At 43.1% G+C, this 23,633-nt stretch carries 22 protein-coding genes; 3 read left to right on the plus strand and 19 right to left on the minus strand.

The features are described from left to right. Positions 1 to 121 precede the first annotated feature (121 nt). The 16 genes from gatB to ABE547_RS02870 all read right to left on the minus strand — a co-directional run bounded on the left by gatB (position 122) and on the right by ABE547_RS02870 (position 17,932). Positions 122 to 1,555, minus strand: coding sequence for an Asp-tRNA(Asn)/Glu-tRNA(Gln) amidotransferase subunit GatB (gatB, locus tag ABE547_RS02795; protein ID WP_347377342.1), 1,434 nt, complete (start codon positions 1,553 to 1,555; stop codon positions 122 to 124). Positions 1,556 to 1,557: 2 nt separating this feature from the next. Then, the gene (gene gatA, locus ABE547_RS02800) at positions 1,558 to 3,027 is read right to left on the minus strand and encodes an Asp-tRNA(Asn)/Glu-tRNA(Gln) amidotransferase subunit GatA (RefSeq protein WP_347377343.1); all 1,470 of its coding nucleotides are present in this window, start codon (positions 3,025 to 3,027) and stop codon (positions 1,558 to 1,560) included. 14 nt (positions 3,028 to 3,041) lie between these two features. Further along, a complete protein-coding gene (gene gatC / locus ABE547_RS02805; RefSeq protein ID WP_347377344.1) occupies positions 3,042 to 3,335 on the minus strand; it encodes an Asp-tRNA(Asn)/Glu-tRNA(Gln) amidotransferase subunit GatC in 294 nt (97 codons plus the stop codon). A gap of 32 nt (positions 3,336 to 3,367) precedes the next feature. After that, positions 3,368 to 4,702, minus strand: coding sequence for an aspartate--tRNA(Asn) ligase (aspS, locus tag ABE547_RS02810; protein WP_347377345.1), 1,335 nt, complete (start codon positions 4,700 to 4,702; stop codon positions 3,368 to 3,370). Between the two features lie 386 nt (positions 4,703 to 5,088). Then, on the minus strand, positions 5,089 to 5,985 hold the full coding sequence (locus tag ABE547_RS02815; protein WP_347377346.1) for a nucleoside hydrolase: 897 nt from the start codon (positions 5,983 to 5,985) through the stop codon (positions 5,089 to 5,091). Further along, a complete protein-coding gene (locus ABE547_RS02820; protein ID WP_347377347.1) occupies positions 5,982 to 6,998 on the minus strand; it encodes an ABC transporter ATP-binding protein in 1,017 nt (338 codons plus the stop codon). Before ABE547_RS02820 ends, ABE547_RS02815 begins: the two co-directional genes overlap by 4 nt. Before the next feature lie 17 nt (positions 6,999 to 7,015). Continuing rightward, entirely contained in the window at positions 7,016 to 7,828 is an 813-nt protein-coding gene (locus ABE547_RS02825) for an ABC transporter permease subunit (protein ID WP_347377348.1), read from the minus strand. After that, complete coding sequence (locus ABE547_RS02830) at positions 7,825 to 8,694, minus strand: ABC transporter permease subunit (protein ID WP_347377349.1); 870 nt, start codon at positions 8,692 to 8,694, stop codon at positions 7,825 to 7,827. The genes ABE547_RS02825 and ABE547_RS02830 overlap by 4 nt, the downstream gene beginning before the upstream one ends. Then, complete coding sequence (locus ABE547_RS02835) at positions 8,694 to 9,947, minus strand: ABC transporter substrate-binding protein (protein ID WP_347377350.1); 1,254 nt, start codon at positions 9,945 to 9,947, stop codon at positions 8,694 to 8,696. The genes ABE547_RS02830 and ABE547_RS02835 overlap by 1 nt, the downstream gene beginning before the upstream one ends. Before the next feature lie 22 nt (positions 9,948 to 9,969). After that, on the minus strand, positions 9,970 to 10,680 hold the full coding sequence (locus ABE547_RS02840; protein ID WP_347377351.1) for a TVP38/TMEM64 family protein: 711 nt from the start codon (positions 10,678 to 10,680) through the stop codon (positions 9,970 to 9,972). Between the two features lie 25 nt (positions 10,681 to 10,705). Then, positions 10,706 to 11,692: a rhodanese-like domain-containing protein gene (locus ABE547_RS02845; RefSeq protein ID WP_347377352.1), complete on the minus strand. Its 987-nt coding sequence runs from the start codon at positions 11,690 to 11,692 to the stop codon at positions 10,706 to 10,708. Between the two features lie 91 nt (positions 11,693 to 11,783). Next, positions 11,784 to 12,797 (minus strand): aminoglycoside phosphotransferase family protein, encoded by a 1,014-nt coding sequence (locus tag ABE547_RS02850; protein WP_347377353.1) that lies wholly within the window; start codon positions 12,795 to 12,797, stop codon positions 11,784 to 11,786. 23 nt (positions 12,798 to 12,820) lie between these two features. Continuing rightward, on the minus strand, positions 12,821 to 14,173 hold the full coding sequence (locus tag ABE547_RS02855; RefSeq protein ID WP_347377354.1) for a TIGR04283 family arsenosugar biosynthesis glycosyltransferase: 1,353 nt from the start codon (positions 14,171 to 14,173) through the stop codon (positions 12,821 to 12,823). After that, positions 14,148 to 14,888, minus strand: a complete 741-nt coding sequence (locus ABE547_RS02860; protein ID WP_347377355.1) for a TVP38/TMEM64 family protein — start codon at positions 14,886 to 14,888, stop codon at positions 14,148 to 14,150. The genes ABE547_RS02855 and ABE547_RS02860 overlap by 26 nt, the downstream gene beginning before the upstream one ends. A 358-nt stretch (positions 14,889 to 15,246) precedes the next feature. Further along, positions 15,247 to 16,737, minus strand: a complete 1,491-nt coding sequence (gene galT / locus ABE547_RS02865) for a UDP-glucose--hexose-1-phosphate uridylyltransferase (protein ID WP_347377356.1) — start codon at positions 16,735 to 16,737, stop codon at positions 15,247 to 15,249. Positions 16,738 to 16,765: 28 nt separating this feature from the next. Continuing rightward, positions 16,766 to 17,932, minus strand: a complete 1,167-nt coding sequence (locus ABE547_RS02870) for a galactokinase (protein ID WP_347377357.1) — start codon at positions 17,930 to 17,932, stop codon at positions 16,766 to 16,768. A gap of 141 nt (positions 17,933 to 18,073) precedes the next feature. On the opposite strand from ABE547_RS02870, the gene ABE547_RS02875 reads away from it, so the two are divergent. Together ABE547_RS02875 and ABE547_RS02880 are read left to right on the plus strand one after the other, a co-directional pair. Beyond that, positions 18,074 to 18,961: an AraC family transcriptional regulator gene (locus ABE547_RS02875; protein WP_347377358.1), complete on the plus strand. Its 888-nt coding sequence runs from the start codon at positions 18,074 to 18,076 to the stop codon at positions 18,959 to 18,961. Between the two features lie 122 nt (positions 18,962 to 19,083). Further along, on the plus strand, positions 19,084 to 19,614 hold the full coding sequence (locus ABE547_RS02880) for an ECF transporter S component (protein ID WP_347377359.1): 531 nt from the start codon (positions 19,084 to 19,086) through the stop codon (positions 19,612 to 19,614). A gap of 95 nt (positions 19,615 to 19,709) precedes the next feature. Here ABE547_RS02880 and ABE547_RS02885 read toward each other — a convergent pair whose 3' ends face one another. Together ABE547_RS02885 and ABE547_RS02890 are read right to left on the minus strand one after the other, a co-directional pair. Further along, on the minus strand, positions 19,710 to 21,095 hold the full coding sequence (locus ABE547_RS02885) for an alanine/glycine:cation symporter family protein (RefSeq protein WP_347377360.1): 1,386 nt from the start codon (positions 21,093 to 21,095) through the stop codon (positions 19,710 to 19,712). 124 nt (positions 21,096 to 21,219) lie between these two features. Continuing rightward, a complete protein-coding gene (locus ABE547_RS02890) occupies positions 21,220 to 21,393 on the minus strand; it encodes a hypothetical protein (protein WP_347377361.1) in 174 nt (57 codons plus the stop codon). A 150-nt stretch (positions 21,394 to 21,543) separates the two neighbouring features. Between ABE547_RS02890 and ABE547_RS02895 the strand changes: the two genes are divergently transcribed. Continuing rightward, the gene (locus ABE547_RS02895) at positions 21,544 to 21,993 is read left to right on the plus strand and encodes a hypothetical protein (protein ID WP_347377362.1); all 450 of its coding nucleotides are present in this window, start codon (positions 21,544 to 21,546) and stop codon (positions 21,991 to 21,993) included. Positions 21,994 to 22,034: 41 nt separating this feature from the next. Here the strand turns inward: ABE547_RS02895 and ABE547_RS02900 are convergent, their stop codons facing one another. Next, positions 22,035 to 23,507, minus strand: a complete 1,473-nt coding sequence (locus ABE547_RS02900) for a sodium-dependent transporter (RefSeq protein ID WP_347377363.1) — start codon at positions 23,505 to 23,507, stop codon at positions 22,035 to 22,037. Between the last annotated feature and the right edge of the window lie 126 nt (positions 23,508 to 23,633).

A 23,633-nucleotide genomic window follows, 5' to 3' on the forward strand; every position in this document is an offset into this window, starting at 1 on the left:
CATCTCCTTTTCTATTGTCTTGTTTTATTTTTATTTCCCAAAATGTTTTTGCATCCCAAATTGTAGCACAGATTGTAACCATATGTCCAGAAGTCTGCGTACACTCTGCGAAATGCTCTTCTTATTTTAACATTTCTTTTAATTTTTGATTTACCATTCCTGGATTTGCCTTTCCTTTCATGGCCTTCATCGTCTGACCCACCAGTGCGCCAAGTGCCTTTTCTTTTCCTCCTCTGTAATCTGCAACTGCCTGTGGATTATCTGCAATTACTTTCTCCAGAACAGCCTCCAGTGCACCTTCATCATTCACTGTTTTCAACCCGTGTTCTTCCACATACTGATCCGGATCTACATCTTTTGCAAAAATCTGCTCAAACACCTCTTTTGCTACGGAACTGTTGACCGTTCCTGCTTCTGTAAGTTCAATCAGCTTTGCAAGATTCTCCGGCGAAAATCTGATATCTTCCGGCTCCATTCCCTGTTCTTTTAAGAGACGCATCGTCTCCACCATGAGCCAGTTGGATACCTTTTTGGGCTTTCCACAGATGGCAGTCGTTTTCTCAAAAATATCCGCCATATGTTTTGATTCCGTGATAATCTCTGCATCGTATTGCGGAATATCAAATTCCTTTTTGTAACGCTGAAGCTTCTCATCACGGAATTCCGGCTGCCGGGATCTGATCTTTTCAATCCATTCATCACTGATCACGATCGGTACAAGATCCGGTTCCGGGAAATAGCGATAATCCTGTGCGTCCTCCTTGGAACGCATCGCATGTGATGATTCTTTGTTATCATCCCATCTTCTGGTCTCCTGAATAACCGCTTTTCCGGCCTCAATCAGCTCAATCTGGCGTTCGCGCTCTCCTTCGATGGCTCTTGCAATCGCCTTGAAAGAGTTCAGGTTCTTCATCTCTGTACGGGTCCCGAATTCTTTTGTTCCTGCTTCTCTGACGGACAGGTTTACATCTGCTCGCATCGATCCTTCCTGAAGCTTACAGTCGGAAGCGCCAAGATACTGGATAATCGTGCGTAGTTTTTCCAGATATGCGATTACCTCATCCGCGGAGCGCATATCCGGTTCTGACACGATCTCAACCAATGGTACACCGCTTCGGTTGTAGTCAACCAGAGAAGTATCATCCCATTCATCATGAATCAGTTTGCCCGCATCCTCTTCCATATGCATTTCATGGATGCGAACCTTCTTTCTGGTATCTCCGACTTCAATCTCTACATATCCATTTCTGGCAATCGGCAGATACAGCTGTGAAATCTGGTAATTCTGCGGATTGTCCGGATAGAAATAATTTTTTCTGTCAAATTTACATACCTTTGTAATATCACAATTCGTTGCCAGACCTATCGCCATTGCATATTCTACTACCTGTTTGTTTAACACGGGAAGAGATCCGGGCATACCGGTACATACCGGACAGGTGTGTGTATTTGGCGCACCTCCGAATTCCGTACTGCAGGAACAGAATATTTTCGTCTTAGTTGCAAGTTCCACATGGACTTCCAGTCCGATAACGGTTTCATATTGCTTTGCCATGATTATCTTGCCTCCTTTGCGATCTCTGGTCTTTCATATGTCTTTGTCTGTTCAAATGTATATGCTGCGCGGATAATCTTATTTTCCTCAAAACAGTTTCCGATGATCTGCATACCAACCGGCAGTCCCTTCGTATCCTTCCCGACCGGGATCGTGATTCCCGGAAGGCCCGCAAGGTTCACGGATATCGTATAAATATCTCCCAGATACATTTTAATCGGATCACTTAAGCTCTTTCCAATCTCAGGAGCTGTTGTCGGTGCTGCCGGAGCAATGATCACATCATATTTTTCAAATGCCCGATCAAATTCCTGCTTGATCAGTGCCTTCGTCCGAAGTGCCTTCAGATAATATGCATCATAGTATCCGGAGCTCAGAACGAATGATCCGAGCATAATTCTTCTCTTTACTTCCGGTCCGAAACCTTCGGAACGTGTCTTTTTATACATATTATGAAGTCCTTCATATTCTTCCGTACGATATCCGTACTTGACACCGTCAAATCGTGCAAGATTAGAGCTTGCTTCTGCAGATGCGATGACATAATACGCAGGAATCGCATATTTCACCAGATTCAGATCAAATTCTTCTACGATTGCTCCTTTTCCTTCCAGCACCTTTACTGCATTCAGGATAGACTCTCTTACTTCTGCATCCAGGCCATCACCAAAGTAGCTTCTCGGAATTCCGATCCGCATCCCCTTCACGTCACTTTTCAGTGCACTTGTAAATCCATAAGTTTCCCGCGCAATGGATGTACTGTCTTTTAGATCATAAGATGCAATCGCCTCCAGAATCGTTGCGCAGTCTGTAACATCTTTCGCAATCGGTCCGATCTGATCCAGAGAAGATCCATAAGCGACCAGACCATAACGGGATACCGTTCCGTACGTCGGCTTAATGCCGACAACTCCACAGAAGGAGCTTGGCTGACGAATGGAACCACCTGTATCAGATCCCAGTGCGTACGGGCATTCTTCTGCTGCAACCGCTGCGCAGGAACCACCGGAAGATCCACCCGGAACATGATTCAGATTCCATGGGTTCTTCGTTGCACCATAGTAAGATGTCTCCGTGGTACTTCCCATGGCAAATTCATCCATATTCGTCTTGCCAATGATGACAGCGCCTGCCTTTTCCAGATTCAGCACCGCTTCTGAAGTGAATGTCGGTCTGAAGTTTTCCAGTATTCTGGAACTGCAGGTCGTCAGCATATCTCTGGTACACATATTGTCCTTGATCGCAACCGGAACACCTGCAAGCGGACCGGTAAGAATTCCGGCATCAATCTGTTTCTGCACTTCTTCTGCACGCTTCAACGCTCCTTCTTTATCGATCGTCACAAAGCTGTGCACATCTTTTTCTACTTTTTCTATCTGTGCAATGGAGGCTTTCACGGCATCCACTACAGATATTTCTTTTGCTTTGATCTTTTTCCCCAGCTCTACCGCCGTTAAGCTTGTGATATCCATACTGCCATTTCCTCCTATCCAATCGTCTTCGGTACTTTAAAGCTCTGGTCTTTCTGAAGTGGTGCATTGGCAAGGGTGTCTGCACTTCCATCTCCATTCGCCACTACATCCTCCCGAAATACATTGTGGACCGGAAATACATGGGACATTGGTTCAATCCCCTCCGTATCCAGTTCATTTAGTGTATCAATATAATCCAGCATCTTTTCCATGTCAGCCTTGGCATCCTCTTTTTCCTGACCGGACAGTTCCAGTTTTGCAAGAATACCTACATATTCAATGGTCTCATCTGATATTTTATTTGCCATTCTTTTTTCCTCCTGATTTCCTTCTCTCTCTACTAAGGCTCCAATCTGCTCAGGTCTCTTGGGAACAATGTTGTCTCTCTTACATTATCTTCCCCGATCAGCTGCATTGTCAGACGTTCCAGACCGATTCCCAGACCTCCGTGAGGCGGCATCCCATGTTTGAAGGTCGCCAGATACTGCTCCATGCCCTCTTCTGACATGCCCCTTGCCGCAATCTTCTCTGTCAGCATCTTATAGTCATGAATACGCTGTCCGCCGGTTGTAATCTCAAGCCCCCGGAACAACAGATCAAAACTTAACGTATATCTGGTATCCTCCGGATCATCCATTGCATAAAACGGACGCTTTTTGGACGGATAATGTGTCACAAATACAAAGTCACTGTCCCACTCTTCTTTTGCATAACGTCCGATCAGTACTTCTTCTTCCGGCTCCAGGTCAAATGGGTTTCTCATTTTATGACCATACTTTTCAGCTACCAGTTCTTTAATCTCTTTAAACGGAACTGCCGGAATCTGATCCACCTTCGGAAGTGTCACTCCGAGGATCTTTAACTCTTTTGCATACTCCTTATCCAGAAGCTCCATCGCATACTGCAGAAATCCTGTTTCCATCGCCATGATATCTTCAAAACCATCAATATATCCCATCTCGAAATCAAGGCTGGTGTATTCATTCAGATGGCGTTTTGTGTTATGTTTTTCAGCACGGAATACCGGCGCAGTCTCGAACACTCTGTCAAATACGCCTACCATCATCTGTTTATAAAACTGTGGGCTCTGTGCCAGTACTGCCGGTCTGTGAAAATATTCCAGTTTAAAAATATTCGCTCCGCCCTCAGCTCCTTTTGCACCGATCTTCGGTGTATGGATCTCCGTAAATCCCTGGCTGTACAGAAAATCCCGGAATGCTCTGGTAAGTCCTTCCTGTATTCTGAACTTTGCACGTTCTCTGATATTTCTAAGAGAAATAGAGCGATAATTCAATTTTGCCTCAAGAGACGTATTTAACTTCCATTTGGATATTGCAAGCGGCATCATCTCATCTGCCGGCTCACTTAATATCCTCAGTTTTTCCATACGGACTTCAATTCCGTTTGGTGCTTTCTCATTTGCCTCCAGAACACCTTCTACCTCTATCGTTGCCGCTTCCTGAATCTCTTTCAGATCAAAATCTGCAGTTCCTTCTTCATATACACACTGAAGAAGTCCTTCTCTTTTTCTCAGGATCACAAATGCCACGGTACCCATATCGCGGATCGTATGAACCGCACCGTTTACCTTAACTATTGATCCCTGTACTGTCTGTTCCATCAATTCGCTGATTTCCAGTGTTTCTTTTGGCTGAACGCCTGTTAAATAATCCATGCTGTTTTCCTCCTTTTCTTCCCGGGACGAATAGCTGGCAAAAAAAGAACCGTCCCGGAATACATACGTATTCCGGGACGGATATCATCTTCGCTATCCGCGGTACCACCCGCATTGAACCCAGCATCGGGTTCCTCTCTTGCGCGTAACGTGCGCCAACGTACTGACCTACTTAAGTTCAATCAGTCTGCTCCGGAGTGTTCCCTATTGTTCTTATTCCTCAAGTGGCGCTCTCAGTCGGTGACGCCTCATTCCTGTCAAGTTCCAAAGAACAGAGTCTCTTTCATCGCTTTACTTTGATAAATTGAAATTTTTAATATATGTTAGCACATGTGTTTTTTGTTTGCAAGGGAAAATTTTCATTTTTTTATATTTAAACCATTTTTTCACACCGTAGAATCCATATTTGATCTCTTTGGCATCTCCACATTCATCCAGGTATCATATATATTCCTTTTAAAGGCCTGTTCTTCCAGAATCACAGGAAGATTACATTCCTGTCTCCCGTTCCCGGACGCACGCAGATATCCCGTCTTCAGATCCTCCCCCGAAAAATCATATCTGTCTTTCACATCAGCAAACAGCTCCGGATGCATCAGATAGACTGCAGCCGTAACATCCCAGTTATAAAATCCCTGGATTCCATAATCCTCCTGGTTATAGCCAAACCAGTAATCTGTGCGTTCCCGAATATATTTCGCAATATCTCTGTCACTTGTAAACAGTTCTTTTTTATATTCTTCTTTCGTAAAGAGCACTTTCAGACAATTGTTCCCTGTGATAACAGAAACACGTCTGCCCTTTTCCAGAACCGTAAGAGACGCAAGCGGGTCACAGGAAAAATTGAGCTCATTCATCACCTTTTTTTCAAAAATCAGCGGCTCCGTAATCCCACCCATCAGCACGATCTCTTTTACATTTTCAAAAAACTTCGAATCCTGAAGATAAGCACCTCTTATATTCGTCAGAGAACCCGTCGCCAGAATCGACAGCTCTCCTTGGTACTTACGCGCCATATCGGCAAGATAATCCGCAGCCTCGCTCTGATAAGCACCCGCACAGTTTCCGCCTCTTTTCAAAGTAATATCTTCCCTTCCGATTTCCTTTAACATCTTTTGAATCGTCTGATGAACCGTCTCAATATTACTGTTTCCAAATGTCGATGTAATCCCATGAACGATCGCATCCTTACATCCAAGCAGATACAGCAGTGCAAGCCCGTCATCCACATCACAATTCCTTACACCAAACGTATTATCACAATCATATACAATATGTTTCATTGAAAATAAACCACCTCTTTCTCGTTCACGGCAATTCCTGCATGATCCCCGATCTTCAGATTTCTTACACGTCTTTCATTCCCGGATACCGAACAGATCACCAGACTCTCTGAAGTCTTGATACTGATCTCAGCCGTCTCACCCATAAATTCTATTTTTTCAATCGTACCACATTCTCCCGCATCGACCAACCGAATACTGAAAGGACGTATCATGGCATCATATGTTCCATCCGGCATATCTGTCTTCCAGCTGCCAAGTCCACACCGGAATATCCCTTGCACAGCATTTCCCCGAAGATAATTCGTTTTTCCGAAATATTCCGCAACCGCTTTTGTCTTCGGATGATAGAAAATCTCTTCCGGAGATGCATATTGCAGGATTCTCCCCCCACTCATAAGTGCGATCCTGTCTGACATCTGAAGTGCTTCTCTCTTATCGTGTGTCACCAGAATCGTTGTAAGCTTCCATTCCTGATGCAGCCTTTTTACCAGAGCTCCCATCTCCATTCTCAGTTTCTCATCCAATCCGGAAAATGGTTCATCCAGAAGCAGTACTTTTGGCTCTGCCGCCAAAGCTCTTGCAAGAGCCACTCTTTGAAGCTGCCCTCCCGACATCTCCTTCATACGTCGATCTCCGTAACCGGACAGCTGAACATCTTCAAGAAGCTTTTCCACACGTTTTTTTTGTTCTTTTTTCGGCACTTTCTTCAATTGCAGGGCAAAGGATATGTTTTTTTCTACTGTCATATGCGGAAATAATCTCAGATCCTGAAATACGATGACCGTCCCCCGTTTTTCCGGTGCCACATGATCCATCTTCTGCCCGTCTATACTGATCGACCCGTCTTCTGTCTCCAGCAGTCCTGCAATACTTTTCAGCAATGTAGTTTTTCCACAGCCAGATGCACCAAGGAGTGAGACAAATTCTCCTTCTTTGATCTCCAGACTGACGTCATGAAGAATCTCCTCTTTCTGCAGTTTTATACTCAAATTCTCTATTTTAAGGCTCATGCTTTCTCCTAACTGTTCTATGAATAAAATTCTGTACTGTTATTTTTGCTGACTTTTCCCGCAGTCCATTCAAATATTCCAAACAACACCAGAGTAATCCCAAGAAAAATCACACTGTAAACACATGCAATATTTCTGTCTCCTCCCTGCAGATACGGAACCATTACGATTGTAAAAGTTTTTACCTGCCCGCCACCAATCAGCAGCGTCAGAAAATACTGGCTGAAAGATACGATATAAGCCATGCTGAATGCTGACAGAAGAACCGGCACCAGAAGCGGAAGAGTAACTCTGAAAAACGCCTGACCTTCAGAAGCTCCAAGCACTCTTGCCTGTTCTTCCAGTCCATCTCCCAACGCCTCCGTCCCATCCATCAGAAGCCGGACCGCATACGGAAGAGAACAGACCAGATGTGCACATATAACTCCCCAAACCGTATTATTCCATCCAAGTTTAATAAACGTAACCTGAATTCCCATGGCAAATACCGTCACCGGAACCATAAATGGCAGGATGGAACAGAAATACAAAACGTCCCTCCCCTTAAATTGATACAGCACCAGTGCCCTTGCAGTCATTGTTCCTATAACAACTGCCAATGCCGCCACCGCCAGTGAGATGAATACACTCGAAAGCATCATCTGCCCCAGCCGGGTGGATTTTCTGAGTATTCCCTCTACTGCACGGAATGAAAATACCTGCGGAAGAATGTCCGGCCATGCCCATCGCTCTGTAAATGCCCAGATGATCATCCATACCACAGGAACAACAATCAGCAGTGCAAAAAACATCAATATAATTTTTATCATCCTATTATTTCTTGTTTTCATTTTTTATCAGACAGCCCCTTTATATTTTTCTTCATCAATATAAAATAAGCCACTGCACAGAGCAGGGATATCATAATAATGATTCCATTCAGAGCCATCGCATACGGACGGTGCCTGAGGTCAGGATGAATATATTGTATATATGCCAGAATCGGAAGCGCTTTTGGCGACGTTGCTCCCAGGAGCAGAGGCAGTTCATAGGCCCCCAGGGCAAATACAAATATGATCAGGAATCCGCTCAGAATTGTATTTCTGCACAGGGGAAGTGTAACTTTCCGAAACGCAGTCCATCTTCCCGCGCCAAGATTCACGGCTGCTTCTCCAAGATTATTATTGATATTGGCCATCAACGCAATCGTAAAATACACAATAAAAGGAATCTCCTTCCACAGATATGCCAGGATAATTCCCATTCCATGCGTATCATAGATAAACACAGGAAAATCCTTCTGATCCCGGATCATACCAAGTGCATATGCACATCTTGCCAGAAATCCATTCTGTGACAGAATATTGATTACAAACAAAGCCACAACAACATGGGGCACTGTAATCGGCAATTGAACGATCCTCATCATCAGACCTTTCGCCTTATCACTCATTACCAGAAGCATACACAGAAAAACCCCCGCCACTGTTGCCAGCAATGCCGAGGTGAATGCAATATATAAACTGAAAAAAACGGATGTTAACATATCCGGTCTGGTCAATACTTCTTTATAATACTGCAGTGTTGGTTCCGTTAAATCAAATGCTGGAATCACCCCCAGACTTTGGATGATTCCAGTACATAATCCTATAAAAAACAATAATGTAAGTATTATTTGCGGAACTAACAACAGATATGGTGTCAGTCTCTTTCGCATTATTTGCCAACGACCTCTTCTTCCCAGATTTCTTCAATGATCGGAACCAGTTCGGCCGGCATTTCCGGAAGACGTTTCGCCAGAAGCTCATCCTGCGGAATCGTGCCTTTTCCCAGGTCTACTTTATCAAATTCTTCTTTCTGTTCGTCCGAAAGCTTATCATAATCAACAACCGGCAGTACTTTCAGTGTGTTGTATCTGTCCGCCTGAATCTCCGGTGACATCATTTCATTGATGGCAACCATTGCTCCGGCTTTATTCTGAGAATTTGCCGCAATTGCCATAAAGTTCGTATTGCCAATCGTACCTTTATCAAACTGGAATGTCTGAGTTGTTTCCGTGTAAGTGCCTTCCTCAATCTTCACAGCTGTCGCAAAGGCATCATACGTTACATTTAATATCACTTCTCCATCTGCAAACATATTATCAAGAGTCGTGGACGAATCCGGGAAAGTCTTTCCTTCATTCCACAGATAAGGATTCAGTTGTCTCAGGTATTCCATAGCCGGTTCCACTGCTTCTTTCACGGTCTCTTTGTCAGCTTCCATGTTAAGGAACTGTTCATAGCCACAGATTTCATAGATAATGCTTCGAACAAACACACTCCCCGTAAAATCCGGAAGGGCCGGATAGGTAACTTTGCCCGGATATTTTTTTACGAATTCCAGAAGTTCTTCCGCACTCTTTGGAAATTCAGATGTCACAGCAGTATCTCCAACCAGAACCATCTGGGCCTTCCCGTAAGGCGCTTCATAGCCCTCGATCGGATACGCAAAATCCAGCGTAACATCTTCAGACTCAGTATCAATATAATCATTAAAATTCGGAAGCCTGTCTGTAAACGGTCCATAAAGCATATTATTTTCCTTCGCAGACTGGAAATTTTCTCCGTTGATCCAGATCATATCGATGCTTCCGTCTTCCTCACCGGCCTGTATTTCACCAGACAACTGACTTAAGATCTGATCAATGTCCATCGGTACTCTTTCCATCGTAATATCATACTTTTCTTTCATCTGAGGTGCAAATACATCATCCAGCCATTCATTCAGCTTTTCATCTCCACCCCAGCCATAAAAGGTCACCGTAGATCCCTTTGCAGCTTCTTTCAATTCATCGAAACTCATTTCTTCTATCGATTTTTCACTATTGCTGTCATCATTTCCGGAAGCATCCTCGCTTTTGCTTCCACACGCTGCAAGCGACAACGTCATCAATGCAGCTAAAACAACAGATATTATTCTTCTTTTCATACGTATCTTCTCCCCGTAAGTATTATTTCGCTTTTTTCTTCTGCCGCTCTGAATAAACCTGTTTCAGAAGAACGATCAGAGCTGCAAGTGCAAACAGGATGAACAATGCCGATACCAGCATCTTCGCTCCACCTGTCAGCATTCCTCCCACATAGGAGTATACGATTGTTGCCGGAAGCTGACCGATTCCCGTCGCAAGGAAAAAGCTCCCGAACGACATCGATGTAAGGCCTGCCGCATAACTTACAATATCAAAGGAAATAAAGGGAAGAAGCCTTGCTATTAATATGCTGAGCTGACCGTGTTTGTCAAAGAACTCATCAATCTGTTCCAGCCCAGCCTTACTGGTAAGCTTTTCCACCACATCACGTCCCAGGATTCTTGCAATAAAGAAACAGACTGCGGCCCCTGCCATGGCACTTGACCAGGACAGGATTGCTCCTTTCCACCATCCGAACAGACTTGCATTGGCAAAAGTAATCAAAAAAGCCGGAAGCGGTGCCGCTATTGACTGTAAGATCATCAATGCAAATGATACCAGAACTGCATACACGCCATAAGATGCAACAAATTCTCTTACCACCGTAAAATCTCCGCTTGCGAACATTTTTACAATATTATTCATCGTCCGATTGACAGACGGGATAAAATAATATGCACCAATCGCAGCTACAATTAATACAATTACAATAATTTTCCCCGTCCATGACTTTTTATTCGTATTCTCTTCCATTTCTTATCTCCATCTGATCCCGCCGTTATTCAAGTTCTCCGACTGCTGCCCATCTGTAGAAGGATTCATCATAATTCTTCACCTGCTCAAAACCACACATTTCCATGACAAGCTGCATATACGCAGAACGGATTCCTCCTGTGCAATAGGTTACAATCTGATCGTCCTGAGACAGTCCCGCATCTTCAAACATCTGTGTAAGTTCAGCATTCGTCTTTAATGTAGAATCCTCCTGAAACAGATCTGTAAAACGGATGTGAACCGCTCCCGGAAGATGTCCTCCATTCGCTTCTCCGTACAGAATCTCTCCGTTATATTCTTCGTCTGCACGAACATCCACTACTTTATAACTGTCATAATTTTCCTGAAGTTCATCTGTATTGATGACATGTGTTTCATCAATTGCATCAACTGTAATCTCACATGGCTGTGGCTGTGAAGCCCCCTGCTGCATCTTGGCACCGGCTGCTTTCAGGCCCTGAAATCCACCATTCACGATCTTTACATCTTCATAACCGGCAGCGAGAAGTTCCCATGCAATACGGCCATCATCTCCCCAGCCTTCATCTGCAGCTGCAAATAAGATAATCTCTTTCTCTTTATCCAGACCAAGTTCACCCAGTCTCTGACCGAGGCGTTCTGTATCCAGGATACATCCCCAGTTTGCATCGCCGGGAGCACCGTCTTCACAGGTTGCAAGATACTGCCATGTTGTTGCGATCGCACCTTCTACCGTTTCTTCTGCAGCTGCCTCTTCTCCACGGGCATCTACGAGAATCACATCTTCACTGTTCATATGTTCGATTACATAATCAGTGTTAACAACATACTCTCCGGTAAACTCATCTGCAACTTCCTCTTCATCCGTTTCTTCTTCCTGCTCTTCTGTTTCTGTTGTTTCTTCCACTTCTTCCTTAGGAGCTTCTTCTTTCTTGGATTCACAGCCCGCAATGCCGGCTATCATAACCATCGCAAGAAACAGTGCAGCATATTTCTTCATTCTTCTCATCATTTTACCTCCCAGTTTAATCAATTTGTTCATTCTATTCTATCATCGTATCCCCTGTCAGTCTAATTGTTTGCATCTATGTGTGTTATAGATATTATCTATGGGTAATAAACTCCTGTATCATCGAAAGGAACTCGTCTTCCAGATACTGATCCAGTTTCTGTCTCGTTGATTCATTAACAATAAGCTTATCCGGCTGCTGGTACTGTACCCATGCCATTGCACACCATGTAACTCCGCGCAGACAATTGATCTGCGCATACAAAAGCGCTCTTTCCTTCAATCCCTCCGTTGGATATCTCCCATTCACCTTTTCAATATATCCATCCAGAAATCGTTCCATCTCAGGAACCGTCAAGATCACATCCGTCTTCCAGAACGTTGTTGTTGGTGCAATAAAATGCCCGAGATCCTGTGCCGGATCTCCATACAAAGGTTTTTCCCAGTCTATCAGGTAATCTCTTTCTCCCTCAGCATTTATCAGAAAATTTGTAGAATTCAGCTCTGTATTAATACAGCAGCGATAAACAGGCCGGCAATCTACTCTTTCTATTTTTTCCCATCCATATTCCAGCAACTGCCGCAGAGTCGATTTTTTTTCTTCATCCGCAAGCGCTGATTCCATATAGACTCTGACCATTTCTTCACACTCTTCCAGAATTGCGCGCAGAGGATCCTTCGGACGTAGCAGACGATTGTCTCCATCAAGTTTCATACTGTGAATGTCTGCCAGACACCCTGCTGCCCGTTCCAGCTCAGTTCGATAATCCAGACTGTGTCCCGGAAGATATTCCATAACCAGTATCCCGTAATCCAGTATTTCTTTTTCTCCATCCACATATAAAACTTTTGGTGTCCTTCCGGTCTTTTCCAGAAGCCTTAACGCATAGCCTTCATACTCGATCTGGTCTTCCAGATGCATCTGGCTTCCACAATTAACCCGGAGCAGAAGCCTTTGACCTGTGACCGGATGCACAAACAGGTAATTGATGTTATATTCGCCCTGTGCAAGAAGCCGGTACTCCTCACATACCTGGTCCGGAAGGCCCAGCGCCTCACGATATCTTTTCCCTCTGACATATTCATATAAACCCTTTATTCTGTCCATCCGTTCTTTCCTTCTTTCTCTATCTATCTGATATCCGGATACTGCCGTGCAATTTTTTCCGCTGACACATGCTTCCTGTACTGCAGGCGAAGCCAGTGCATTTTTGCCATAACAGCTAATTTTTTGAAACTTCCTCCCTCAAATCTCCGATCTGATGAGTAGATCCGGTGCTTTGTAATCCCTGTTTTCTCTTTTCTCTTTTTTAAACTCAATGAAAACTGATAATCTTCCATGATTGGCATATCCGGAAACATTCCAACTTCAAAGAACAGATCTCTGTCAATAAAAATCCCCTGATCCCCAAACATGATCTTCCTATGTTTTGCCCTCCAGTTAGAAGCAAGCCTGCAGGTAAACATAAAAAAGTTATGTGACTGGAATGCCACCCCAAAACACCCGACTCTGTGATCTTTCATGACTTGTCGGATCTCTTCCAGTGGATGCAGCGGCAGTTCACTGTCACAATGTAAAAAAAACAGGATGTCCCCGCTACTTGCTTTTGCTCCGGCATTCATCTGATTGGCTCTTCCTTTCGGTGCATGAATGACTCTGTATTCTGTACCCAGCTTCTCAAGAGTCCGATCTGTACTTCCTCCGTCTACAAACAGAATCTCACAGTGATTTTTAAGCCCTCGCAATTGTTCTTTTAGCCTTCCCACTGTTTTTTCTTCATTGTATACCGGAATAATTATGGATATCCTGCCGGTTCGCATCAGATACTTTCCTGTATAAGTATACTGTAGATTTCGTTCTGTTCTCATACGATTCCGATATGCAGTAAGATCTTCCCTGGTATCCATATCCTCCAGCTCTGTAATTAACCCCGCCGTAATCCCCTTGCTTTCAAGACTTGCAATCGTATTTTCCAGAACACTTCCATGTCCGTAGCTTTGTTTTTCAAAAGTTTCCGCGAGAGGTTTTTTCATTCCCGTCAGATAATATCCTCCGTCCGCAGTCGGTCCGAATACCACATCATAATGATCCAGTGCCGCAAAAGCCTCTTTCAGATATTTTGCCTGAATCTCCGGAATGTCCGTACCGATCAGCACACACTTTTCATACCCCTTTTCAAGTATGTCCCGAATCGCCACATACATCCGTTGTCCAAGGTCGTCTCCCTTCTGCACTTCGAATCCTTTTGCATATTCAAAGATCTCTTCCAGAATTCCCGCCGGTCTTTCCGGTGTATAATAGACAAATACATCAGCCGCAGATCGTCTGCATGCGACTGCAATATCTTTCAGAAAATTCGTATGCAGTCTCGCACACTGCTCTGCATCAAGATACGGCATCATTCTTGTCTTGGTCTGTCCCGGAAGAGGGATTCTCGTAAATACAATCACCGCCTGATTATGCTTCTTTTTCCGTACCGTCATTCTCTGTCTTTCCTTCTTTTATATAATGTTTTTTCAAATAAAATCCGATTCCGATTACCGCAGCTGCCATAAAAAGAGCAATCCCGATATAGAGAACTCTGTTTTCCGAATCCGCCAGTCCTGCTGCACCGATCGTGTACATTGCCGTTCCCGGAAGCATAAATAACATTGAAAACAACGCATAGGTTCCTGCATCGATATCGGTGACTCCATAAGCAAAGTTTTGAAGATTATAAGGAAAAACCGGGACAAGCCTGGTGATCATTAATACAAATATCTCATTTTTCCCGGATTCATCAAACAGCCATTTTTTCAGATAACGATTCTTCATTGCCAGTGGTCTGATACTGTCTTTCAGAAAAAATCTCCCCATGAAAAAGGCCAGAATCGCTCCGATCGTCGTTGCCGCCGAGCAAAAAACAGTTCCCCATACCGGTCCGAATAATACCCCTGCAATAACTGCAAAAGTAATTCCCGGAAGTGCCAGCACCACGCATCCAACAATCGTCAGCACAATATATATGATTGCCGCCATAGCCAGATTCTGCTCTACTATTCTTTCCAGAAATTCAAGATTGTCCATATCGCCCAGATAGGAAGACCATCCGAAGACCCTGTTCAGAACAATTACAATCAGCAGAATTCCAATAAAAATCCACAATTTTTTATTCTTCATTTTCTCGCACCAATTTTCTGAATTTCTGATGCTTATCATATCATTTTCCTTCCATTCCTTCCAATAGCTATTTTCAATAACTACCGCTTGTTATCGATAAAGCCTATAAGTTTATATCCTTTTTTCAGTAAATGAGACCAATCACCAGAATCAGAAGCGGAAGGGTAAAGATGATAAAAACACTCAATAATACTGCATCGAATTATATGTAACTTCAAGACCTTTTGCTTCAATCTCCACATTATCAATATCCTCAAAATTCACCGTGACGGATGTCATTCTTCCTGTTGTAATACTCATTTAACAATATATGGTGAAACTATAGCGATTTTTTAAAAGAAAAAAGGATGCCGGCTTTTTGCCGATACATCCTTCTCTGTTTTGATATATCCTTTGATTATAAGGTGTTTATAAATCGCATAAACGCTTCTCTTCCCTCCGGTGTGCACTTATATACTCCGGCATCCTCCAATACATGTACGAATGTAATTCCAACTTCTTCTTTCAATATATCCATAACATTTTCTTCTGTGATCTTCGGATATTTCGGAAGAAATGCTTCTGCCCACTCTGCATGTTTTTCAATCTTTTCATTACTTCTGATATCCTTCTTTCCTACCAGATACTCTGCCAGAATTTCCAGTTCTTCTTTCAATCTTGCCGGCAGCACTGCAAGTCCCATAACCTCGATCAGACCGATATTTTCCTTTTTGATATTATGGTACTGTGCATGTGGATGATAAACCCCCAGAGGATGTTCTTCTGTTGTGATATTATTGCGAAGGGTCAGATCCAGCTCATACATCTCTCCCTTTTTCCTTGCAATCGGAGTAATCGTGTTGTGTGGTTCCCCGTCTGTCTCCGCGAAGATATATGCATCTTCATCCGTGTATCCCCTCCATGTATTCAGTACATGGTCCGCCAGACTGATCAGTCGTTTTTCATCTTTACTTCTGATGCGCAAAACAGACAATGGCCATTTTACAATTCCGGCTTCCACATCTTCATATCCGGGAATCGTCACCTGCTTTTCCATCGAGGCCTCAGCCATCGCAAAGGTATAATGTCCTCCCTGAAAATGATCATGGCTTAAGATAGATCCACCGACAATCGGAAGATCGGCATTGGATCCCAGAAAATAGTGCGGAAACATTTTCACAAAATCAAAGAGCTTCACAAATGTTGCTTCTTCAATCTTCATAGGAACATGCTGCCCGTTAAACACGATACAATGCTCATTGTAATATACATAAGGTGAATACTGAAATCCCCATTTGCTGTCATTGATCGTAATCGGAATAATGCGGTGATTTTCTCTTGCCGGATGATTCAGTCTGCCCGCATATCCTTCATTTTCCATACACAGAAGACATTTTGGATAGCTGCTTGCTTTTGCATTTCTTGCAGCAGCGATTGCTTTCGGATCTTTTTCCGGTTTTGAGAGATTGATCGTGATATCAATTTTGCCGTAATCCGAATCTACTTTCCATTTCATGTCTTTTTTCACTCGGTAACGGCGGATATAATCGCTGTCCTGACTCAACTTATAAAAATAATTCGTTGCTTCTTCCGGAGAAATTTCATATTTTTTTGCAAATGTTTCCTGCACCTGCGCAGGTCTTGGCACCAGACAGTTCATGATCTTTGTGTCAAAAAGATCACGGTATCCAATACTGTTCTCGATGATTCCTCTCTCCACTGCTTCATCCAACAGTGCAGCGAGTACTGGTTCAAGATCAATCTGTGTTTCATCGATATCAACATCTTCATAATCTTCTTCCCCAAATAATTCGAGCAGAAGGTTCGTCGTGTATATGCGTTCGCATTCCGGAGTCAGTCCGGTCTGGATTCCATAGGTTACCAGTTTTTTAATATTTTCATATAACATTGTTTCGATCTCCCTTTTCTTCGATGTTTTAGATTGCTTTTGCTCCATCGCCGATATCTACGACATAAAATTCTGCTTTGTGTCCGACTTTTTCTTCATAGGCTTTTCCTATCTCATCTACGAACCTTTCTACCGTATCATTCTTTACAATGCTGACGGTGCATCCGCCGAATCCACCGCCCGTAATTCTGGAGCCCAATACATGCGGCATTGCCTGCGCAAGATCAACCAGAATATCAATCTCCTTACAGGAAACTTCATAATCATCTCTGAGTGATGTATGTGATGCATTCATGAGCTGTCCAAACAGCTCTATGTCCTGATTCTTAAGCGCTTCTACCGCCCGCAGTGTTCTCTGATTCTCATACACTGCATGCTTTGCACGTTTTCTTCTTACCGGATCCTTAATTGCCTGTTTATAAGTCTCAAACTCCTCTTCTGTAAGATCTCCAAGTGTCTGAATCTCTGTTACTTCCTTCAGTTCCTTCAGGGCAGTCTCACATTCATTTCGTCTGTCGTTATACGCAGAATTCACCAGACTGTGCTTTACTTTGCTGTTGGCAATTACAATCTTTGCATCATTCAGGATAACCGGAGCATATTCATAATGCAGGGTATTGGTATCCAGGAAGATTGCATGATCTTTCTTACCCATAGCGCTTGCAAACTGATCCATGATTCCACAATTACATCCGTTAAAATTATTCTCAGAGTCCTGACCGATCAGGGCAATATCTACCATGGAAACTTCATCAAACCCAAATGTATCTCTCAGAATGATTCCTGTAAGGACTTCCAGAGATGCAGATGATGACAGTCCCGATCCATTCGGAATATTTCCACAGATCAGAATATCCATTCCTGCAGGTATGTGATATCCTCTTTTTTCAAATGCCCACATCACTCCCTTAGGATAATTGGTCCATCCCGCCTTTTTTTCCGGCACCAGTTCATCCAGACTCGATGCAATGATCCCGGCTTTTTCAAAATTCACAGAATAAAATCTCAGCTTTCGGTCTTCCCTTTTTCTTACGATTCCATAAGTTCCAAGTGTCAGTGCACACGGAAATACATGTCCGCCATTATAATCTGTGTGTTCTCCAATCAGATTCACTCTTCCCGGTGCAAAATAAGCAGATATCTCACCGCCGTTTCCATACAGTTCCACAAATTTCTGAATCAACTGATCTTTCACTTTTTTATCCTCCATTCAATGAATTTCCCTTGCATATACATATCATCTAATTTATGATTATAATGAGAACATAATCATACAGCAATAAATATATTGGACAGATTTATAAGAATATTGAGATTATCATATTGGGAGGATATTATGCAGATCAACATAGAAAAAAACCAGAAAGAAAACAAACAGCATGGGAATTATTCATTTCCTGTCCATATCAGTCCCGAAGCGATTCAGTTTTATGAGCAGGGTTCTTTTATGTGGCACTGGCATCCGGAGATTGAACTGACCTGGTTCATATCCGGACAGATGGAATACTGTGTAAATGACAAAAAATATATACTTTCCGCCGGTGAAGGACTGTTCTGTAACTGCAATGCCCTGCACTCAGGATATATGCTGGACAGTCAGGACTGCAACTACATCTCTGTCACTTTCCATCCCCGCTTTATCTATGGCTATGAAAACAGTCTGATTCAGACAAAATATATGGATTTTATCACTTCCAATGCGTCCTGGGCTTCCCTGAAACTGGATCCAAAGACACCCTGGCAGCAGAATGTCCTTGAACAGATTCAGACCATTTATCAATTATCGCTGAATCCTCCGGTGGATTATGAACTCCGGATTCACATGCTTCTTACTTCTGTCTGGCAGAATCTTTATCACTATTACTCCTCCATCCCTTCTGATGTCTCTCCTGATTCAAAACACCTGGACCGTCTCCGCAGTATTATGTCTTACGTTCAGGAGCATTCCATGGAAGATCTCTGTCTGGACGATATTGCGGACCATGTAAATATCTGCAAAAGCGAATGCTGCAGGTTCTTTAAAAAACACATGAAAATGACGATATTCGATTATCTGCTTTCGCTTCGGATCCAGAACAGTCTTCCACTGCTGATGAGTGGAGATAGTATCACAAAAATCGCTGATACGGTCGGGTTTTCCACCCCTGCTTACTATGGACAGATATTCAAAAGATACATGGGCTGTTCTCCCAGTCAGTATCGTAAAAATCATTTATCTCCATAACAATATCTTTTCCCAAAAACTGGACTGGTCATTTTCCACATAATTGGCCCTTTATCTCATTCCAGAATTATTGTAAAGTATCCTCAATTACAGAATTACTTAACAGAAAAGAGGAATGAACCATGAATACGAACTTAAAGAAAATTATAATGACTGCACTGTTTGCAGCACTTGCCTGTGTTGCAACCATGTCTATACGGATCCCGACCCCAGGAACCAACGGATATATTCATCCAGGTGACGCAGTTGTCATCTTGTCCGGTGTGATCCTTGGACCTGTATGGGGGATGGTTGCAGGCGGAATCGGATCGGCCCTTGCTGATCTGATCGGCGGATATTTTATCTATGTACCTATCACACTTGTGATCAAGGGTCTGATTGCTCTGATTGCAGGAGTCATCTACCAGAGGATCGGTAAAACATCAAAAAGCCGTTATACTGCAGTGATTCTTGGCGGCGTAACAGATATCATTCTGGTTGCCGGCGGATATTTCCTGTGCGAATCCTTTATGTACGGTGTTTCAGGCGCTGCGGCAAGTATCCCTGCCAATATCATCCAGGGAGTCGGTGGTCTGATCATTGCCTGCATACTCTATCCTGCACTGATTTCGATCCCTGATATCCGACGTACAGCATATGAAGTTCATCAATAAAAGATTCTTCTTTACAATACGTTTGAATCCCCGGAAGAAGGGACTGCCGTAAAAAACAACATCTGTCTTTTACGGCAGTCCCTTTTCCGTTTCCTCTATATTTTTTTACTCGATTCATAATCTTTCAGGGCCTGAAGCGCCTGTCCGGACATTGCATACAGGGCAATCAGATTAAAAATTGTCATAAGCCCGATTCCTACATCTCCCAGATCCCATACAACTGTATAAGCTGCAAGTCCTCCGACAAATAGCATAATCAGCGCAAGAATTTTATAAGCTGTCTGGAAACTCCATTTGTTGCCAAACAGATAAGCAACATTTGATCTGGCATAAAACAAAATCCCTATAAATGTGGAAAAACTGAATAATCCTAATGTAATTGCAATAAAAATAACTCCAAAATTCCCAAGATGGTACTGTAGGGCTGCCTGCAAAAGATCCATTCCTGCAAGTCCATCTGTCACATTTTCCGGAACCAGAAGCATGATCATTGCTGTACAGCTGCAGATCACAATTGTATCGATAAAAACTCCAAGTGCCTGAACCAGGCCAATTTCCACCGGATGATCACTCTGAGCCGCTGCTGCCGCACAGGGCGCTGATCCGGAGCCCGCTTCATTGGAAAACAATCCACGCTTCACTCCGTTCATGATCACCGCTCCGAATCCCCCTGCCACCGCCTGTCGGATTCCGAAAGCCTCTGAAAATATTCTTTCGAATACAACCGGAAGATGTGAAAAATTCGTCACAATAATAAACAGCGTAATCAGAAAATAACATCCCGCCATAACCGGAACCATAATATCCAGTACTTTCACCGTAGCATCTTTTCGCAATACAATAATTGCTGCCAGAATCACCAGAAGAACTGTCGTATAAATCGGTGGAATCTGAAATGCATTGGCGAACGCAGAAGTAACAGAATTGCTGATCACCTGACTGATTCCGCACCAACAGATCAGACCGGACACCGCAAATAAAACTGCAAGCACAGAATGTTTCAGCTTTTTTCCCTTCTTCTGTTCTGCATAATGATGAATATAATAAGCCGGTCCTCCATGGTAACCTCCATATAACGGATCTTCTTCTTTATGCAGCTGTGCAAGCGTCGCCTCAACAAATGCCGTCGATGATCCCAGAAGTGCTGTCAGCCACATCCAGAAGACTGCACCTGCCCCTCCGGCGGATATTGCTGCAACAACTCCAACCAGATTTCCCATTCCAACCCTTGTAGCCGTCGACACAATCAACGTCTGCAGCGATGAGAGGGCACTGTTCTGCTGCTTTTTCCCTGTCAGAGACCTGACCATATCCGGGAACAGTCGAATCGGAAGACATCTGGTACGAACCGTAAAATAAATCCCTGTCGGTATCAGTAAAATAACCAGAAGCGAAAGTCCCAGACTTTCGCCTCCCGGAAGTGGAATCGATACAATATCTCCCCACAATAATGCATATATTTTTTCAATTAGTATTGTCATCTTATCTCTTATACTCCTTTTTCATCATTCCCAAACATGATATTCCTGCTCTCCTTCAATGAAAGACACAGCTCAGACAAAATATAAGAACATAATAACATAACCTGCTATTGCTGTACAGCTATTAACCCCACTGAATTCCTACGCCTGCTTCCACTGCTTTATCATAAATCTCTCTTGCAGCCACCAGATCCTGTGTTGCCACTCCAGCCGTCTCGAATACAATGATCTCATCGTCGTTTTCACGTCCTGCCAGTTCCCCTTTGATCACATTTCCAAGATCTCCTGCTACACTCAAATTTTTAGATTACATAAAGCAATGGAGTTATGAAAATCTTGAATAAGCTCAGAATTGACAGAATGTTTAGAATTTAATTTTACAGTTGAAACACTGTATACTTCCTGATATAATTTTTTTACACAATCAATAATAGCAGGAGGTGATACAATGACCAACAACGAACTATTACAATCCCTTACCGTTCTACTCGATCAGAAGTTTGCTGAGCAAGAGGCCAGGTTCGATCAGAAGTTTGCCGAGCAGGAAATCAGATTCGATCAGAAGTTTGCCGGGCAGGACGCCAGATTCGATCAAAAGTTTGCCGAGCAGGACGCCAGATTTGATCAGAAATTTGCCGAACAGGATTTTCGGCTCAAGGATTTCCTGGACGAACGTTTTGAAGCAAATAATCAATATCTTTTAAACACAATCCTGAAAGAAGTAGATCTGGTACAGGAAAAAACTAATCTTCACTTTGCTCGTATTGAAGAACGCCTGGATCGTCTGGAAGCAACAATGAGAACTATAAAACTCGATGCTGATACGATTCCTCTTCTGGAACGTCGAATATCACATCTGGAACAACGAGTTGACCAAATCGAAGAAAAAATATCATAAAAACTGGTGTAATAATCTCGCAACTATTACACCAGTCCTTTCTACTTATCAGATTTTCTTTTCCCCGATAACCATGCACAACACAGCACAAATCCCAAAAGAAATACGGCGATTGCCATCCAGATACTCATTGTCATTTTTCCCATACCGGCAAACTTATCATAATACCCCTTCAAATATATCACAATAATAATCAGTGGCAATATATATGCAGTATACCCTCTCATCAACGCTGGAAATCGGATTCCCTTTCCGGTATTGACCTCTTTCAGAAACGGTTCCCATCCCCAGCCATTTTTTCCGGTACAGAATAATACATACCCCAGGCTTCCCAAAGGAAGAAGATTATTGGATACTATAAAATCTTCCAGATCCATGATATTCGAACCGTTTCCCAGTGGCTCAAATCCGGCTAATACATTGAAGCCCAGTACACATGGCATACTAAGCAAAATAATCAGAATCGCACTCACAAATGTACTCTTTTTTCTGGACCACTGAAACAGATCCATATCAAACGAAATAATATTCTCAAACACTGCGACAATCGTTGAAAAAGCCGCAAATGTCAAAAACAGGAAAAATAAAGCTCCCCAGATCCGGCCTCCTGGTATCTGCGCAAAAATATTCGGAATAGTGATAAATATCAGACTCGGTCCTGCTCCCGGCTCTATTCCAAACGAAAAACACGCAGGAATAATAATAAACCCTGCCATCAATGCAACAAATGTGTCTAGTGCCGTAATACTGATTGCCTCGCCAGTCAGACTTCTGGAATCATCCATATAACTTCCAAAGATCAGCATTGCTCCAATACCAATAGAAAGCGTAAAAAACGCCTGACTCATTGCTCCAAATACCACATTGCCAATGCCGATTTCCAACATTCTTGAAAAGTCCGGCACCAGGTAAAAGCGGATTCCTTCTACTGCACCATCCATAAAAACAGAGTGAACTGCCAGCACAACCATAATCACCAGAAGAGCTGACATCATCCCCTTCGAAACACGTTCTATCCCTTTTTGAATTCCAAACAGACAAACCACAAAGCCAATTACACAGATAAGAGTGGTCCAAAAAGCCATGGTTGGAAGATTATCCAGCATTTCCGAAAAAGCTTTCGCCACCTGACCTGCATCCGCTCCGACAAAGTCACCTCTGACACTGCGAAAACAATAATACATCATCCATCCGCCAACCGTTGTATAAAACATCATAAGAAGATAACTTCCTATAATGCCAATCCATTTCGTAATATGCCAATGGGTGCCCTCCGGTTCCAGTGTTTCAAATGCCGCAGCAACACTGTGACGACTTGCGCGACCTACTGCAAATTCACAGACCAGAACGGGAATCCCCAAAACTATTAAAAAAAGCAAATAAATCAATATAAATGCCGCTCCTCCGAACTCTCCACACATATATGGGAACTTCCATACATTTCCAATTCCAATTGCACATCCTGCAGAAACAAGAATAAATCCCAGACGTGAGCCAAAATTCTCTCTTTTCATGTATTACCCTCTCTTTTCACATCATATAACAACAAGTATACTCATATAGATGTAAGATGGCAAGGAATAATTACGCACGAAAAAAAAGAGCGGCTGCTTTCGCAACCGCCCTTTTATTTTCCTAAA

The organism is Dorea sp. YH-dor226, assembly GCF_039832105.1.
GTDB lineage: Bacteria > Bacillota > Clostridia > Lachnospirales > Lachnospiraceae > Dorea_A.